Annotated in this window: 9 protein-coding genes and 3 pseudogenes; 7 read left to right on the top strand and 5 right to left on the bottom strand. The window is 56.6% G+C overall.

Translation table 11 applies throughout. From position 1 onward, the window contains the following. Positions 1 to 60 precede the first annotated feature (60 nt). Positions 61 to 471 carry a hypothetical protein gene (locus tag BDD14_RS04810; protein WP_130417806.1) on the top strand — a complete coding sequence of 137 codons (411 nt, stop codon included), beginning with the start codon at positions 61 to 63 and terminating at the stop codon, positions 469 to 471. On the opposite strand, the gene BDD14_RS04805 is transcribed toward BDD14_RS04810, so the two are convergent. The 4 genes and pseudogenes from BDD14_RS04805 to BDD14_RS34300 all read right to left on the bottom strand — a co-directional run. Next, positions 468 to 1,427, bottom strand: coding sequence for a carbohydrate kinase family protein (locus tag BDD14_RS04805; RefSeq protein ID WP_130417805.1), 960 nt, complete (start codon positions 1,425 to 1,427; stop codon positions 468 to 470). The genes BDD14_RS04810 and BDD14_RS04805 overlap by 4 nt on opposite strands. Before the next feature lie 66 nt (positions 1,428 to 1,493). Beyond that, complete coding sequence (locus BDD14_RS04800; RefSeq protein WP_130417804.1) at positions 1,494 to 1,691, bottom strand: hypothetical protein; 198 nt, start codon at positions 1,689 to 1,691, stop codon at positions 1,494 to 1,496. Between the two features lie 57 nt (positions 1,692 to 1,748). Further along, positions 1,749 to 2,066: pseudogene (locus tag BDD14_RS04795) on the bottom strand (integrase core domain-containing protein); the annotation flags it as partial. 73 nt (positions 2,067 to 2,139) lie between these two features. Next, positions 2,140 to 2,235: pseudogene (locus tag BDD14_RS34300) on the bottom strand (hypothetical protein); the annotation flags it as partial. Between the two features lie 474 nt (positions 2,236 to 2,709). Between BDD14_RS34300 and BDD14_RS04790 the strand changes: the two are divergent. The 4 genes from BDD14_RS04790 to BDD14_RS04775 are packed head-to-tail and all read left to right on the top strand — an operon-like array spanning position 2,710 to position 11,940. Further along, complete coding sequence (locus BDD14_RS04790) at positions 2,710 to 3,957, top strand: efflux RND transporter periplasmic adaptor subunit (RefSeq protein ID WP_130417803.1); 1,248 nt, start codon at positions 2,710 to 2,712, stop codon at positions 3,955 to 3,957. Beyond that, positions 3,954 to 7,271, top strand: a complete 3,318-nt coding sequence (locus BDD14_RS04785) for an efflux RND transporter permease subunit (RefSeq protein WP_130417802.1) — start codon at positions 3,954 to 3,956, stop codon at positions 7,269 to 7,271. Before BDD14_RS04790 ends, BDD14_RS04785 begins: the two co-directional genes overlap by 4 nt. Next, entirely contained in the window at positions 7,268 to 10,399 is a 3,132-nt protein-coding gene (locus tag BDD14_RS04780) for an efflux RND transporter permease subunit (protein WP_130417801.1), read from the top strand. The genes BDD14_RS04785 and BDD14_RS04780 overlap by 4 nt, the downstream gene beginning before the upstream one ends. A 26-nt stretch (positions 10,400 to 10,425) precedes the next feature. Further along, on the top strand, positions 10,426 to 11,940 hold the full coding sequence (locus BDD14_RS04775; RefSeq protein WP_130417800.1) for an efflux transporter outer membrane subunit: 1,515 nt from the start codon (positions 10,426 to 10,428) through the stop codon (positions 11,938 to 11,940). Positions 11,941 to 12,080: 140 nt separating this feature from the next. On the opposite strand, the pseudogene BDD14_RS04770 reads toward BDD14_RS04775, so the two are convergent. Beyond that, positions 12,081 to 13,604 (bottom strand): annotated as a pseudogene (locus BDD14_RS04770) (hydantoinase B/oxoprolinase family protein). Positions 13,605 to 14,069: 465 nt separating this feature from the next. Between BDD14_RS04770 and coxB the strand changes: the two are divergent. Both coxB and ctaD read left to right on the top strand, forming a co-directional pair. Continuing rightward, positions 14,070 to 15,170 carry a cytochrome c oxidase subunit II gene (gene coxB, locus BDD14_RS04765; protein WP_130417799.1) on the top strand — a complete coding sequence of 367 codons (1,101 nt, stop codon included), beginning with the start codon at positions 14,070 to 14,072 and terminating at the stop codon, positions 15,168 to 15,170. 54 nt (positions 15,171 to 15,224) lie between these two features. Then, positions 15,225 to 16,922 (top strand): cytochrome c oxidase subunit I, encoded by a 1,698-nt coding sequence (ctaD, locus tag BDD14_RS04760; RefSeq protein WP_130417798.1) that lies wholly within the window; start codon positions 15,225 to 15,227, stop codon positions 16,920 to 16,922. The last annotated feature ends 3 nt before the right edge of the window (positions 16,923 to 16,925 follow it).

Genomic DNA, 16,925 nt, shown 5'->3' with positions numbered 1-16,925 from the left:
ATCGGGTGTTCCAAGCCAGGTTCTTTTCGCACACACCACGTTGGAGATACACTGCGAATCATGGCTGCCTCGATGTACATCGTGGTTGAAGGAGAAGATCCGGGCTTCGATATCTTCGTGAACGGGCGCGCCCTGGCTCGCAACGAGGACGCCCTGGAGAAGCTTGCTCTCCGCCTCGGAGTTCGACCGCTGATCGAGTTTTTTTCCGCGGACGAGAACTCGATGTCGCTTTTGATTGAAGAAGGCGCGGGGAATCGGGAGCTGATGCATCGACTTCCGCCGCCGCAGTGGTATACGGCGAGCGATGGTTTGGCGAGCGTGGAGGCGTTGATCGGCGCGCTTGAGCACGAGCCACAGCAGCTAGGCTCGGAGGGAGAGCAGATACTCGGTGAATTGCTGGAGTACAGACAGGTTCTCGGGAAGACCAGGCAGCGCGAGATGCGTTGGCATCTTGCCGTGAGCTGGCGCTAGAGGGCGACCGGGTGGGTCGCATGCGAAACATAGCTGGTTGCGTATCGGGAGCTGCCTTCGATCAGGGCGGCGATCTCTTCGATTGTTCCGATGCCTCCGCGGGCTCCCACTGCGGTGCAGTTGAGCGCGGCGGCGGCACAGGCGAAGTCGAGCTGACGGCTGAGAGGCCAGTCCTGAAGAAGCCCGAAGATAAACCCTGCGTGAAAGATGTCTCCCGCTCCTGTGGTATCGGCTACGGGAACGCAATAGGCAGCAGCATGGTGAAACTCATTTCCATCGAAGGCAAGGACGCCCTCGTGGCCGAGGGTGGCGGCGGCAAGCCGACAGCCGTAACGCGAACGCATGACGCTCAGCGCAGTCTCGAGAACGGGCTCTCCGGTAAGACGGGTGGGAAAGTCGCGGCTGACAATGAGGTAGTCGATGTTTTCGAGGAGCTGGTCCACCTCTGGATAGATCTCATCGAGATCCGCGATTACGGGCACGCCCGCGGAGCGAGCCCATCGCGCTGCAACGGTCGCTGCTGCGGTGTCGTAGCCGTCCACGTGAAGAGCACGGGCGTTGACGATCCATTCCCTATTAAGTTCCGCGGGACGCAGCGCGAGACCTTCGTCCCGGCGCGACAGGACGGTACGTTCCCCCTGGGCGTCGACGAGGACGATGGATTGCTGGCTTGCGCAGCCGGTTGCCGTAAAGAGATGAGTCTCGACTCCCGCACGCGCGAAGGCGTCGCGATGGAGCTTTGCGGCGCTGTCGTCACCCAGCTTGCCGACGTAGCGCGTCTGTAGACCCCATTGCTGACACGCGATGACGGTTGTAGCAACCTGTCCGCCGGGAAGAATCGTCTTTTCGCGAAACTCGATCTTGGAACCTGGGGAGGGGAAGCTGGGGATGGGAATTACCGTATCCGTAGCATTCAACCCGACGCCGACCAGGTCAACCTTCGACGTTTTCATCATCTTTTCAATGTAAATGAAATGGTCCCGGCGCGTCCGGCCGGGTGTCTGTTGGAACTGGGCGTCGGTCTAGCGGGTAGCATCCGTGACGAGATCTCCTTCGCCAAGTTTGCGATGAAAGACGACCAGCACAATTCCGTAAAGGGAGCGGGCGGGCGAGTTCGGGATCGTAGCGGGGGGTTTTGGTCCCGCATGAGGGCAATGAGCACCGTTGACCTTGTGCCAACTAAGCCGGATGCCAAGCTCATCGAGGCGGGCGAGTACCATCAGGCGGTCTTAGAGAGGGATCTGGGGATCCTGGCGACCCCCAAGATTATAAGCAACTCACCCCGTATGTCCGGAGGTGTTTAGTCCCGGCATTTGATGGATGGGATCGAGAGTAAATTGATCCGGTTCAGTTTGCCAGCATTTGCAGATGGCTTCGTAGGGTGTGAGGCCACAGAGGGTCTTGAGTCTCCTGGCGAAGTTGTAGGCGGACAAGTGCGCTTTGAGTTGTTGGTGCGTGTCGTAGAAGAAGCGTTTGACCGTGGCTTCCTTGATGGTGCGGTTCATCCGTTGGACCTGTCCGTTGGTCCAGGGATGGTTCGGCTTGGTGAGGCGGTGTTCGATTCCGTGGACATGGCAGGTCCGATCGAAGGGATGGCCGCGGAAGCGGGCGGTTGGACCCTGGCGATTCTTCTCCGATGCGGCCATTCGTGAAATCCGCGATATACAGGTTTCCAGCAGGATCAAAGGCCAGTGCCGTGGGGAAGCTCAAGGATTGGCTCCACCCGTTGATACTCAGGACGGAAACAACTCCTCCAGGCGTCATCACCAATACTCTGCTGGCTGTACGCTCGCCAGCTTTGTGCGACTTTGAGAGATCCAGATACGTCACAGACGCCATGCGCTGAGATCTTGATTGCGGAACTGATCTCGAAGGAAAAGTTCACAAAATGGCACCGTCAACTTGAAGGGTGTCCTCTTATTCCACCACATTTCGATGAAGCTCTTCAATCACCATAGCCATAGCCACGAGGCCAGAAAGCTCACACCCTGTATCGGAATACGTCAGATCACAGAGCAGGTCGGGATCTTGGCAATCATCTCCTTTTCGCGGAAGCTGTGCGGAGGTATACCGGAACCCTTTGATTTATATGAAGTGTTGATGATTCGAAATCGGACTCTTGCACTCGCTGTCTCAAAAAGTACGAAGGATTCTGCAACTTAGAGGCGAATTGAGTGTCTTTTATTAAAGACGAATTGTTGGGTTGTTTGACCCTTCACACCTGGTCAGGAGAACCCGTTGCAAGTTGATCCAAACGAACACTCTACAATCGGCCCCGATCACCACCGACCTTCCCCTACCGCAAAAAAAACTCACCAGCGATTGATGCGGATTGGCGTGTGGTTTCTATTGCTGCTTATCTTCGGTGCAGGGTTCTTTCTCGTGCTGCGGCATCACGACGACACGAAAAGACGTACAACATCCTCACGTCGTGGTGCCGCTGGAGGAACCGCCACGGTAACCCCTGTCGCGGCACAAAAGGGTGATATCGGGGTCTATCTCGATGCCATTGGGACTGTGACGCCTGTCTATACCTCCTCCATTACGAGCCAGGTGAATGGGATAGTGACCGAAGTGCATTACAAAGAGGGACAGATGGTACATAAGGGCGATCCTTTGATCGAGATCGATTCGCGCCCTTATCGTGCAACCCTGTTGCAGGCGCAAGGCATTCTGGAACGGGATGAAGGGGTATTGGCGCAGGCCAGGATGGATCTGGATCGATATCGTGCTGCGTGGGCCCGCAATGCGATTCCCAAACAGACGCTGGATGATCAAGAAAAGCTTGTGTCGCAGGACGAGGGAACCGTAAAGGACGATCAGGGCACGGTTCAGTTCGACCAGATCCAGGTCGACTACTGTCACATCGTCGCTCCCATCACGGGTCGGATCGGTTTGCGTCTGGTAGATCCCGGCAACGTCGTTCAGGCGACAGGAGCGACGACCCTTGCGGTCATCACGCAGATACAGCCGATCACTGTCATCTTTACCATTCCTGAAGACAGTCTCGAACAAGTCCAGCCTCGTCTCCGCGCGAGGACGAACCTTGTGGTCGACGCCTTTGACCGGTCGGCCCAGAAGCAGATTGCGTCCGGCACACTGTTGACGCTCGACAATCAAATCGATACGACGACCGGAACGGTAAAGGCTCGAGCTTCTTTCGTCAATAAAGATGCGTCTCTCTACCCTAACGAATTCGTGAATACACGGCTGCTTGTCAATACGTTGCACAATGCGACTTTGATTCCCTCTTCAGCGATTCAACATAACGGCCAGGCATCGTATGTGTACGTTCTTCAAAACAACACCGCTCACATGCGAAGCATCAAGCAGGGCGTGACCGATGGCGGCACGACCGAGGTTGAAGGCATCAATCCGGGAGATGTTTTAGCCAACAGCAGCTTCGATAAGTTGCAGGACAACTCCAAGATCGTCGTATCCACAAAACAAATTGCGGCCAGCACCAGTGGGAGTACGGCTCCTTGAGTCCTTCGCGTCCTTTCATTCTCCGTCCCGTCGCGACGGCACTCCTTATGGCCGCAATCCTGTTAGTTGGCATTGTCGGTTACACCCAGCTCCCTGTCTCCGCTTTGCCCGAGGTCGATTATCCGACCATTCAAGTTCTCACGTTTTATCCGGGGGCAAGCCCGGACGTGATGGCGACGACTGTGACTGCTCCGCTGGAGCGTCAGTTCGGCGAATTGCAGGGCCTGAGCCAGATGACCTCGACAAGCTCTGGTGGCAACTCAGTCATTGTGCTGCAGTTCAATCTCAACCTGAATATCGATGTTGCGGAAGAGGAAGTGCAGTCAGCGATCAATGCTTCGCAGAGCTTTCTTCCTGCGAATCTTCCGGCTCCTCCGATTTATAGCAAGACGAATCCGGCCGATGCTCCAGTGCTGACGCTGGCAGTCACGTCGAATACGATTCCGCTTTCTCAGGTGGAGGACCTCGTCGACACGCGGTTGGCTCCCAAGATCTCGCAGCTCAATGGCGTGGGTCTCGTAAGTATCAGCGGCGGACAGAAGCCGGCGGTACGGATTCAAGCAAACCCGACCGCACTGTCTTCCTACGGCATTGGCCTCGAAGATCTCCGCACTGCCGTTACCAACTCGAGTGTCAACGCTGCGAAGGGAAACTTCGATGGGCCTCGTCAGGACTATCAAATTGACGCGAACGACCAGCTCGTTACCAGCCATGACTACAACAAAGTAGTTGTCGCCTATCGCAATGGAGCGCCGGTGATGTTGACCGATGTGGCCAAGATCATTGATGGAGTTGAGAACAGCACCCAGGCAGCCTGGATGAACCAGACTCCAGCGATCATCCTCAATGTACAGCGGCAACCGGGCGGCAATACCATTAGTGTCGTCAAGAGCATAAAGAAGCTGTTGCCACAACTGGAGGCGAATCTTCCCAAGGGAGTTCAGGTCACAACACTCACCGACTTGACGACGCCCATTCAGGCGTCTGTTAACGATGTTGAGTTTGAACTCCTGCTGACGATCGGACTGGTCGTCCTGGTTATCTTTCTCTTTCTGCGAAATCTCTCTGCGACGATCATTCCGAGTGTGGCCGTGCCGCTATCGATTGTTGGCACCTTCGCGGCGATGTATGCGCTTGGATACAGCCTCGATAACTTATCTCTGATGGCCTTGACCATTTCGACAGGCTTCGTTGTCGACGACGCTATCGTGATGGTCGAGAATATCTCCCGCTACCTTGAGGAGGGCGAATCTCCCATGCAGGCGGCGCTGAAGGGCGCCGAGCAGATCGGGTTCACCATTCTTTCGCTGACCGTCTCGCTCATCGCGGTGCTGATTCCACTGCTCTTTATGGGTGACGTGGTGGGGCGCCTTTTTCGCGAGTTTGCGGTCACGCTCGCTGTGACCATCGTGATCTCGGCAGTCGTCTCGCTGACGCTGACACCGATGATGGCGTCGCGAATCCTGAAGCACGACCCGGAAGACCAGCAGGGGCGCTTCTACAGGGCTTCCGAACATGTCTTCGAACGGATGATTGCGTTTTATGGGCGAACGCTGAAGTTCGTGCTTCGCTACCAGACCATCACGCTGCTTGTCGCATTGGCTACGTTGATGTTGACGGTGTACCTCTACATCATTATCCCCAAGGGCTTCTTTCCAGTGCAGGATACAGGCGTTATCCAGGGCATTTCGCAGGCTCCGCAGACCATCGGCTCCAAAGCCATGGCGGAGAAACAGAAGGAACTCGCGAAGGTCGTTCTGGATGACCCCGCCGTTGAAAGCCTGTCATCTTTTATCGGCGCCGATGGCACCAATACCACCACCAACAGCGGCAGAATGTCGATCAATCTGAAGCCACTGGAGCAGCGCAAGCTAAGCGCAGCAGATGTTATCCGCAGGCTTCAGACCAAGCTCAGCAAGGTGGACGGCATTCAACTCTTCATGCAGCCGGTGCAAAACATCTCGGTCGATGACCGCGTCAGCCGTACACAATATCAGTACACGCTTGAAGATCCCGATCAGAATGAATTGAACGATTGGACGAATCGTTTTGTTGCGCGCCTGAAGCAGTTGCCGGAACTGGAAGATGTTGCCACCGACCAACAGATGGGCGGCTTGGCAGTATCTTTGGTGATCGATCGCCCAACGGCCTCTCGCCTGGGTATCGCTCCCACGACGATCGACAATACGCTCTATGACGCCTTTGGGCAGCGGCAGATCAACACGATGTACACGCAGCTGAATCAGTACCATGTGATTCTGGAGGCGCAACCGCAGTTCCAAGTCGATCCCAACAAGCTGAACCAGCTTTACATCCAGGCCAATGCGGCCTCAGGGACAAGCGGAGCCGGAGCCTCTACCTCTTCGGGAAAGGGTTCCACCTCAGCCGGGTCGAATGCCCTTACCACTTCTGCGCTGTATACGGCTTCAGCGAACACTCTCACACCGCCAGCCAACGCTCTTACCTCGAGTACGGCCGCATCCAGCGGCGGAGCGACCTCTGCCGGCGGCACAAGTTCAGCCACGAACAACGCTGTTCCGTTGGGCGCCTTCTCTCATTTTGAGACGACAACAGAACCACTTTCGATAACGCACCAGGGGCAGTTCCCGTCGATCACCGTCTCATTCAATCTTGCCCCGAATGCTGCGCTGGGTGGTGCCATTACAGCCATCGACAAGGTCCAGAAGGACATGCACATGCCGGCAAGCCTGCAGGCCGACTTTCAGGGCACGGCAGCCTCTTTCAGAAATTCACTCTCTAACGAGCCTCTGCTGATTCTGGCGGCTCTTGTTACGGTCTATATTGTCCTGGGCGTTCTTTATGAGAGCTTCATTCACCCGATTACCATCCTGTCGACGCTTCCTTCAGCAGGCGTCGGAGCCTTCCTCTCGCTCATTCTCTTTCACCAGGATCTGAGTGTCGTCGCCATCATCGGCATCGTCCTGCTTATCGGCATCGTTAAAAAGAACGGCATCATGATGGTCGACTTCGCCCTGGAGGCAGAGCGGCAGCATGGCAAGAGCTCTACTGAGGCGATCTACGAGGCTTGCCTGCTTCGATTCCGTCCCATCATGATGACCACGATGGCTGCGCTTCTAGGCGGCCTTCCACTGGCATTCGGAACTGGCATCGGCTCAGAACTTCGCAGACCGCTTGGCATCGCGATGGTTGGCGGCCTGCTGCTCAGCCAGGTGCTCACACTCTATACAACTCCGGTTATCTATATCTTCTTCGACAACCTGGCGCGCCGCTTCTCTCGCAAACCGGCGCGGGTTCACGGCAGCGATGAACCACAACCGGCGGGGCAGGCGTGAGCATCTCCGCGCCCTTTATCCATCGTCCGGTAGCAACGACACTGCTCACAGTTGCCATTGCCATCGCCGGGGCAATTGCGTTCCAGGTGCTTCCGGTCTCGCCCTTGCCTCAGGTAGACTTCCCCACGATCTCCGTCAGTGCAAGTCTTCCGGGTGCGAGTGCGGAGATCATGGCGTCTTCCGTCGCTACACCTCTCGAGCGGCAGTTCGGCCACATAGCGGGTGTCACCGAGATGACCTCTTCCAGCAGTTTGAGCTCTACCTCGGTAACCATTCAGTTCGATCTCAGCCGCAATATCGATGGCGCAGCGCGCGATGTGGAAGCAGCCATCAACGCAGCCAGAACGTATCTGCCCGCCAATCTTCCTGCCAATCCGACCTATCGCAAGGTCAATCCGGCCGATGCTCCCATCATGATCCTCGGTCTCACCTCGGACAAGTATGGCCCCGACAAGCTCTACGATGAAGCCTCCACCGTAATGCAACAGAAGCTATCCCAAATTCAAGGCGTGGGGCAGGTGAATGCTGGGGGTGGGGCCTTGCCCTCTGTTCGAGTGGAGGTGAATCCCACCAAGCTGGCCAGCTATGGACTTGCGATGTCCAATATCCAGTCTGTGCTGAGCCTGCAGAACTCCAATCTGGCCCGAGGGCAGATCTCCAACGGCGATATCAGCGCCGATATCGTCGTCAATGGCCAGATCACGCACGCCGAGGACTATAAGCCGATCATTGTCGGTTACAACAAGGGGGCAGCGGTACGTCTCTCCGATGTGGCCGATGTCGTCGATTCGGTGCAGAACGTACGCGCTGCAGGCTATCTGAACGGCAAACGTGCCGTGACGCTCGTCATTTTTCGGCAACCAGGCGCCAACATCATCGACACAGTAGACCGCATTCGAGCACAACTGCCTTCGCTCGAAGCGTCCATCCCGCATGGCATCGATACAACGGTCGTTCTTGACCGAACAACGACGATCCGCGCATCGGTCCACGATGTTGAGCGAACCCTTATTATCTCGGTCGGCCTGGTCATCCTCGTCGTGTTTATCTTCCTGCGCAACGGCCGGGCTACCCTTATCCCTGCGGTCGCCGTGCCTGTTTCATTGATCGGCACCTTTGCGGTCATGTATCTGTTCGGCTATAGCCTCGATAACCTCTCGTTGATGGCGTTGACCATTTCCACGGGATTCGTCGTGGACGACGCCATCGTCGTCATGGAAAACATTGCGCGCCACCTGGAAGATGGCATGGACCCCTTCGCAGCCGCATTGAGGGGAGCGAAAGAGATCGGCTTCACGGTGGTGTCCATCAGCATTTCGCTGATCGCAGTCTTTATCCCGCTTCTGTTGATGGGGGGAATCGTAGGCCGCCTCTTCCGCGAATTTGCTGTCACGCTCTCCACGGCCATTCTTGTGTCGATGGTCATCTCGCTGACGACCACTCCAATGATGTGCGCCTACCTGCTGAAGAGCGAGCACGAAAAAAAGCATGGCCGCCTCTACATGGCCACGGACAGGTTTTTCGAATGGATCCTTGATATCTATCGGCACAGCCTGCATTGGGTTCTCGATAATCCGGGATTGACCCTCACCGTTTTATTCCTCACGGTTGCACTCAACGTCGCCATCGTCATCAAGATCCCGAAGGGCTTCTTTCCACAGCAGGACACAGGTGCGCTCGCCGGCGGAGTACAGGGTCCCCAGGACTCATCCTTCCCGGCGATGAACAGCTCTATCCAGCAGTTAGAAAATGTGGTCAAGAGCGACCCCGCGGTCGAAAACGTGATCGCCTTCACCGGCGGAAACGGCGCCACCAACACCGGAAATCTCTTCATTGCACTGAAGCCTCTTGAAGAGAGAAAGATCGGCGCTCCGGAGATCATTAACCGTATTCGGCCGAAGTTGAATCGGCTGCCGGTTGCATCGGCCTTCCTGCAAGCTTCGCAGGATCTTCGAATCGGAGGGCGGTCGAGCAATGCGCTCTATCAATACACGATTCAGGCGGACAATGTCACCGATCTGAAGACCTGGGGTCCAAAGCTGCTTGCAGAGATGAAGCGCCTGCCCGGTCTTCAGGATGTCAACTCAGACCAGCAGAACGGTGGCCTCGATGAGTTGTTGACCTACGATCGCGTCACCGCCGCCAGGCTCGGCCAGTCGGCCCAGTCGCTTGATGCTGGCTTGTACGCGGCCTTCGGTCAGTCCGAAGTCTCTCTTATCTATACGCAGTTGAATCAGTATTACGTCATTCTGGAGGTTGCACCTCAATACTGGCAAAGCCCTGAAGGCTTGAAAGATGTCTACTTCCACTCGGCCAACAGCAGCAGCACTACCGCCAGTGGCAACGCGCCGCTCTTCACCATGGCTACCAGCCGGGCCAGTACGACTCCTTTGGCACTCAACCACACCGGCCTCTTTCCTTCTGTTACCGTATCCTTCAATCTTGCGCCTGGGGTTTCACTCAGCGATGCTACGGTGGCCATCGACGACATGCAGCAGCGGCTGGGAACACCCTCGTCTGTTCGAGGCTTCTTCGCCGGGACGTTGCAGGCCTACCAGCAATCGCTGGGCACGGAGCCTCTGCTGATTCTGACGGCTCTCTTTGCGGTATACATCGTCCTTGGTGTTCTCTACGAGAGCCTCATGCATCCGCTCACGATTCTTTCAACGCTACCCTCGGCAAGCGTTGGCGCCATGCTTGCTCTCATGCTCTTCAAAGAAGATCTCAATGTAATCTCCATCATCGGCATTGTGCTGCTCATTGGGATCGTCAAGAAGAATGCCATCATGATGATCGACTTTGCCCTGCAGGCAGAGCGTGAGGGTGGCATGAACACCCAGGACGCCATCTTCGAAGCCTGCATGCTCCGTTTTCGTCCCATCCTGATGACCACGATGGCTGCTCTCTTCGGCGCTCTTCCTCTGGCCTTCGGAACGGGTACGGGCTCTGAGCTTCGCCGCCCGCTCGGCATCACCATCGTTGGCGGTCTCATCGTAAGCCAGCTTCTCACGCTCTACACCACGCCGGTCGTGTATCTCACTCTCGATAAACTCCGCTTGCGAATGCTCGGCAAGGAACATGACACCTTCAATCCCTCGGATGGCGCAATGTCCTCCAGCGCAGATTAATTCGACGAATCACGGATGTATAAATTATGACCACCCTTCGCGTCCACGTTGCAATCTCCTCTGCTATCGCGATGTTGTTGCTGACAGGCTGCAGAGTCGGCCCTAAATATCAGATGCCTCCCGCTACGGCGCAGGCCCCTCCGGTCTCCTACAAGGAGTCCCCAACTCAGTTCACGGACACCGATGGATGGAAGGTCGCACAGCCGCAGGATGCGATGCTGCATGGCAGATGGTGGGAGATCTACAACGATCCTGAGCTGAACGCTCTCGAAGATCGATTGAACATCGACAATCAGAACATCAAGCAGTTCTTTGAGAACTTCATGGAAGCCCGCAACCTCATCGCCCAGGCGCGCGCGCAGCTCTATCCCACGCTCGCAACCTCTCCGGCTTATCAGCGCTCCCGCACCTCTTCCAATCTGACGAACTCGGCCTCAGCCAACACTGGCCACGAGAGCTCTGTCGGCGATCTTGCGTTCTCCGCCTCGTGGGAGCCCGATCTATGGGGCAAGGTCCGCAATACCATACGCGAACAGCAATACAACGCACAGCTCAGTGCCGCCGACATGGAAAACGAGCGCCTCACCGAGCAGGCCAGCCTCGCGATCTTCTTCTTCGAGCTTCGGGGGCAAGACGCCCTCAGGGAGATTCTCGACAACACCATTACCGCCGATCAGAAGTCTCTCGATTACACCCGCGCCCAATACGAGACTGGTGTTGGCGATGAGATCTCCGTAGTCGAGGCGCAGAATACACTGCAGAACGTCCAGTCCGCGGACACCAACCTCGGCGTCGCCCGCGCCCAGTTCGAGCACGCGATCGCGGTCCTCATCGGGACGCCAGCCTCCGGCTTTTCGATACCTGTAAAACCTCTTCTCACCACCGCGCCATCCATCCCCATCGGAGTGCCGTCCCAGCTTCTGGAGCGTAGACCCGACATCGCCGCCGCCGAGCGCAACATGGCGTCGGCCAACGCCCAGATTGGCGTCGCCACCGCGGCCTTCTACCCGAACCTTACGCTGTCAGCTGAAGGCGGCCTTCAGAGCTCCACCTTCGAACACTTCCTGGATTGGCCCAGTCGCTTCTGGTCCATCGGCCCGTCGGTCTCTGAGACCATCTTTGATGCGGGCCTCCGGCGCGCCACCGTGAATCAGTTCATCGCCGTCTACAACGCCGACGTCGCCGGCTATCGCCAAACCGTCCTCACCGCATTCCAGCAGGTCGAAGATAACCTGGCCGCAGTTCGCATCCTGTCGACGCAGATGCAGCAGCAACAGGCGGCGCAGCAATCCGCAGAGCAGTACGTCAGCCTCGCGATGGCGCGATACCAAACCGGCATCGACCCATACATCAACGTCGTCATAGCGCAATCCACCCTGCTTGCCGACCAGCAGACGCTCGCCACGCTGCACATTCAACAGATGACGGCCTCCGTACAGTTGATAGAAGCTCTTGGCGGAGGATGGGATAACTCGCAGCTACCGACACCGGCACAAGTCTCAAGAAAGCTGACCAGAACGGAAACTACTATTCAGAAGTGATCTGTGGAAGTCAGGTGAGACAAACTTCGGCCGAGTGGATTGCTCTCGAGTGGGGAGGCAATTTGAGAGGGTTGGCGGAGAACGTCGTGCCGCGTTGTCGCTATTGAACTCACAAGGCGTAAGGGAGAGGCTGCGTGATATCAAGCAGGTTTGCCCCAACCGCCACCTCCGGGAGTCTCTACTCTGATGCGGTCCTCTGTTGAAGCCTCGATGCTGCATTTCGGAGGAAGTTCTCGAGTTTCGCTTTGATGTTTGCAGCAACGTGAGTCCAGCTTTGCATCTTCTCCTCCATAAGCCCATAAGGGAGAAAGTACGTCTCTCGGTGAGAAGCGTAATCCGGGTAGGGCAGAGAACCTCGATCTCGCGAACAATTCCATCGCCTCCACGGTATAGACCCTCCCCGCCGGAGCCGTCGCGATAGCTGTATTGGCGCACGCGGAACGGATAGGAGTACTCAAGCGCCTCGACAGGAGTATTGAGGGAGTTCGTCATGTGCGTATGGATGCCGGAGATGCCATCAGACGTAGGGCGTGTCCCCATGCCACCGGCGATAGTCTCATAGTAGGCGAAGGATCGCCGGTACGAGGATCGATGCCTCCGATGGTCAGGTTGTTCATTGTGCCTGAGCTGGCTGCCGGAACGCGGTTCGGGAGAGCCTTGGAGAGAGCGCGCAGCAATACATCGACGATGCGCTGCGAGGTCTCCACGTTTCCTTCTGCGACCGTTGCGGGCAGAGCGGCGTCGACGATGGTGCGCGGTTCGGTGAGCACGGTGATCGGCCGCATGAGCCCTGCAGTGGCGGGCGCATCCTCGGACAGCAGGCAGCGCATTACATAGTAGACAGCTGAGTACGTAATGGAATAGAAAGCACTGATACTGCTCTGCACCTGTGGGTGGCAGCCCTCGAAGGAAACGACAGCCGTACGTGCATCGGCATCCAGATGGAGTACGACGCCGATGCGTAGCGGTGTATCGCTGAAGCCGTCGCTGTCCAGAAAATCCTCCGCACTGAAACTGCCGCTCTGCACCTGGGCGAGTTGTGTGCGCATGAGCCGCTCGGAGTAGTCAAGTAGCTCGATGGCGAGTTGCTGTGTGCGTCCGAGGCCAAACTTGGCGAAGAGCTCTTGCACGCGGAGCTCTCCGACCCGGCAAGCTCCAACCTGGGACATTAGGTCTCCGCGGCGCTCGTCGGGAGTGCGGACGTTGTTCAACAGGAGAGTGAGCAGGGACTCATTCAGAACGCCGCTCTCGACGAGACGTATGGGCGGAATGCGTAGCCCTTTCTGATAAATCTCCCGGCAGAGTCCCATTGATCCGGGACAGAGTCCACCGACGTCAGCATGATGGGCGCGCACCGCGAGGAAGGCCTGAGGCTCATCCGGCTGATCGGCAACAAAGACGGCTAGAACCATAGTGATATCCGGAAGGTGCGTTCCGCCGTTGTAGGGATCGTTTAGGATGGCGACGTCGCCGGTACGAAGGGTCATGGCCTGGCGCGCGGCTCTGACCGACATGGGCATGGAGCCGAGATGAGCGGGCACATGATCGCGCATGGCGATGACCTGGCCGGATCTATCGAAGACGGCGCAAGAGTAGTCTCGGCGCTCCTTGATTCCTAAACGCTCACTTTCTTGACCAGGACTCTGCAAGATGGAAAGCACCATCCATCTACGAATCGAATGGTCGTTCTTGACCCAGACAAAATCAGTAGGGACTACATCGAGTTGGCGGGTGTGAGTATCGATACAACTTTTCACGGTGGAAAATCCCGGCCCTAGACCAAAGAAGAACCCGGTGGAAAGATATTTGGTCCCTGGTACCTCCTCAGACAGAGAAATGCTATTAGGTATTCGTTCTAAGCTATTGATTTTATGAGCTCGGGTTGATCGAGACCAGAATCCGCTGACGTTGGCCCGACACTCGCTAGTGAAGTCCTGCTCGACAAGCGTGGTCTCAAAGTGGGGCGTGAGACGTTGCGGACGTGATGGTCGACGATGGATTGTGGCTGTCAGGCAGCGCGAAATTTCTGTGCCACAGGCCCTGAGAAGCAACGCTTAGGGGTTTCCCTAAATTTGTAATTTATTCCTTTCTGGTTGAAAACTATTGCTCTCCGTCATACACTTCTGCGCATGAACGAAGCGAGTACCTTTTACGGTTCAGCTTCAATCGCCAGCCTCTCTCTCTACACATCCGTGAGGCGACTCTTTTCCTTCGTTCGTAATCTGCTTTATTGCTGCATCCCGTTTGTGCTGGCTACTCCGGCATTCGCCTCAGGAAAAGACACAAGCATCTTCTCGCCGGCCTCTCCTTCGGCCGATTCGATCTCGTCGCTTGGCATCTTCACGCTTGTTCTTACGCTTGGAATTTTTATCGTCGTTGCAGGAATGCTGACCTACGCTATCGTCCGCTATCGCACTCGCCCCGGCGACGACGGCAGTGAGCCTCCCCAGGTCTACGGGAGCACGCAGATCGAACTCTCCTGGACGATCATTCCTGTCCTCATCGTGACGGTACTTTTCCTTGCGACTGCGCGCGTCATCTTCGCCATTCAGGACGCACCCAAGCCTGTCTCCGCTCTCGACGTCACTGTTATAGGCCATCAGTTCTGGTGGGAGTTCCGCTATCCCAGGCTCAACATCGTCACAGCCAACGAGTTGCATGTGCCAGTTAGCAGTGCGGCGTCGGTTGCGCCAACCTTTCTTAAGCTGACCTCGGCGGATGTCATTCATAGCTTCTGGATACCACGCCTCTCCGGGAAGACCGACCTCGTTCCCAACCGCATCAATGAACTCTGGATGGAGCCCAGGGAGACAGGTTTGTACGAAGGACAATGCGCTCAATTCTGTGGCATTGAGCACGCCAAGATGTTGCTCCGCGTCTACGTCGATACGCCCGAGCAATTCGCGGCATGGGTACGTCAACAACAACTGCCCGCCACCGAGCCTGCAACGGACGCCGCCATCGCGGGGCGCCGCCAGTTTGAGTCACAGGCCTGCATCAATTGCCACGCCGTCGGCGGAACTGTAGCGAATGGACGCTTTGGACCAGACCTGACTCACCTGATGAGCCGAAAAACGATTGCCTCTGGAGCCGCACTGAATACGCCTGAGAACCTGGCCGATTGGATCGACAACCCCGATCACTTCAAGACTGGATCGCTTATGCCATCGATGCACCTGGGCCAGGCTCAGGTCGAACAGATCACCGCTTACCTCACGACCCTCAACTGAGACGAGGGTGCTTATAAGTGCACAGCTGCGAACAGATTGAGAAGGAGAGAGTTGATGGCTGGCTCAAGCATTCCACTTCCCGGTGGTGTCTCCGAGGCTGAGCAGCATGCTCACCCCAGCGGTCTCGCGACGGTGCTCGAGACGCTCCACAGTTGGGTTATCACCGTCGATCATAAGAAGATCGGCATCCTCTACATTCTTTACTCTCTTCTGATGTTCGTCGTTGGCGGCATCGAAGTTCTGTTCATCCGCTTGCAACTCGCTGCTCCGGGGAATCACGTTGTCTCTCCCGAGACCTACAACCAGCTCTTCACCATGCACGGAACCACCATGATCTTCTTCGTTGCCATGCCGATTCTTTTCGGCATTGGTAACTATCTTGTGCCCCTCATGCTTGGGGTCCGCGACATGGCCTTTCCCCGCCTCAACGCCTTCAGCTTATGGATGACGGTCTTCGGCGGCCTCCTCCTTTACTACAGCTTCATCGGTGGCAGCGGCCTGCAGGGAGCCGGAACCGCTCCGGATATAGGATGGTTCGCGTACGCTCCTCTCTCTGAGCGAGCTTTCTCTCGCGGCCATAGCACGGACTACTGGGCGCTGGCACTTATCGTCAGCGGCTTCGGTTCCATTGGTACCGCAATCAACTTCATCGCTACCACTTTTTCCATGCGATGCAGGGGGATGACCCTTTTCCGGATGCCGCTGCTGGTATGGCTCTACCTCGTCAGCTCCGGGCTTGTCATTCTTGCTGTCAGCCCGCTCACTGCCGCACAGTTCATGCTTATCATCGATCGATATCTCGGTGGCCATTTCTTCGACACGCAGGCAGGAGGTTCGGCCCTCGTCTGGGTGCATTTCTTCTGGATCTTCGGCCACCCGGAGGTCTACGTTCTAGTGATGCCCGCCTTCGGCATCGCCAGCGAGATCATTCCTGTCTTCTCCCGCAAAGCCATCTTCGGATACGCTGCGATGGTTGCGGCTTCGGTCGCCATCGGTCTCGTCAGCATCAGTGTATGGGCCCATCACATGTTCACGGTAGGCATGAGCTCAGTCTCCAACGCTTTTTTCACGCTTTCCACCATGCTTGTCGGCATACCAACGGGTATTAAAATCTTCAACTGGTTAGCGACCCTCTGGGGCGGAAAGATCCGCTTCGCCACGCCCATGCTCTTTTCTCTTGCCTTTCTCTTTCAGTTTCTGATTGCCGGGCTCACCGGGATCATGCTCTCCGTGGCCCCATTTAACTGGCAGCTTCACAACTCCTATTTCGTCATCGCGCACTTTCATTACGTTATCGTCGGGGCGATCCTCTTCATGATCTTTGCCGGGTTCTACTACTGGTACCCCAAGGTCACCGGCCGCATCTTGAATGAGCACCTCGGCAAGCTTCACTTCTGGATCTTCCTGATCGGCTTCCACATAACCTTCGACTTCATGCACATCCCCGGCATTTTGGGAATGCCGCGTTCGATCTACACCTACGAGGCCGACCGCGGCTGGGGCACCTGGAATCTCATCGTTACCGTCGGAGCCTTCATACAGGCAATCGCCATCGCGATCTTCGTCTACAACCTCATCGTCTCCTACTTTCGGGGAGATAAGGCTGGTCCTGATCCATGGGATGCCTGGACTTTGGAATGGACTACACCTTCGCCGCCACCGTCCTACAACTTTGAGGCTGAACCCGTCGTATCGAGCCGCCGTCCTCTTTGGGACCTCAAGCATCCTGAAGACCCGGACTCCTTTGACTGAGAG

Source organism: Edaphobacter modestus (assembly GCF_004217555.1).
Taxonomy (GTDB): domain Bacteria; phylum Acidobacteriota; class Terriglobia; order Terriglobales; family Acidobacteriaceae; genus Edaphobacter; species Edaphobacter modestus.
The sequence above is the reverse complement of the archived record's forward strand: the minus strand, read 5'-3'. Positions and strand labels throughout refer to the sequence as shown.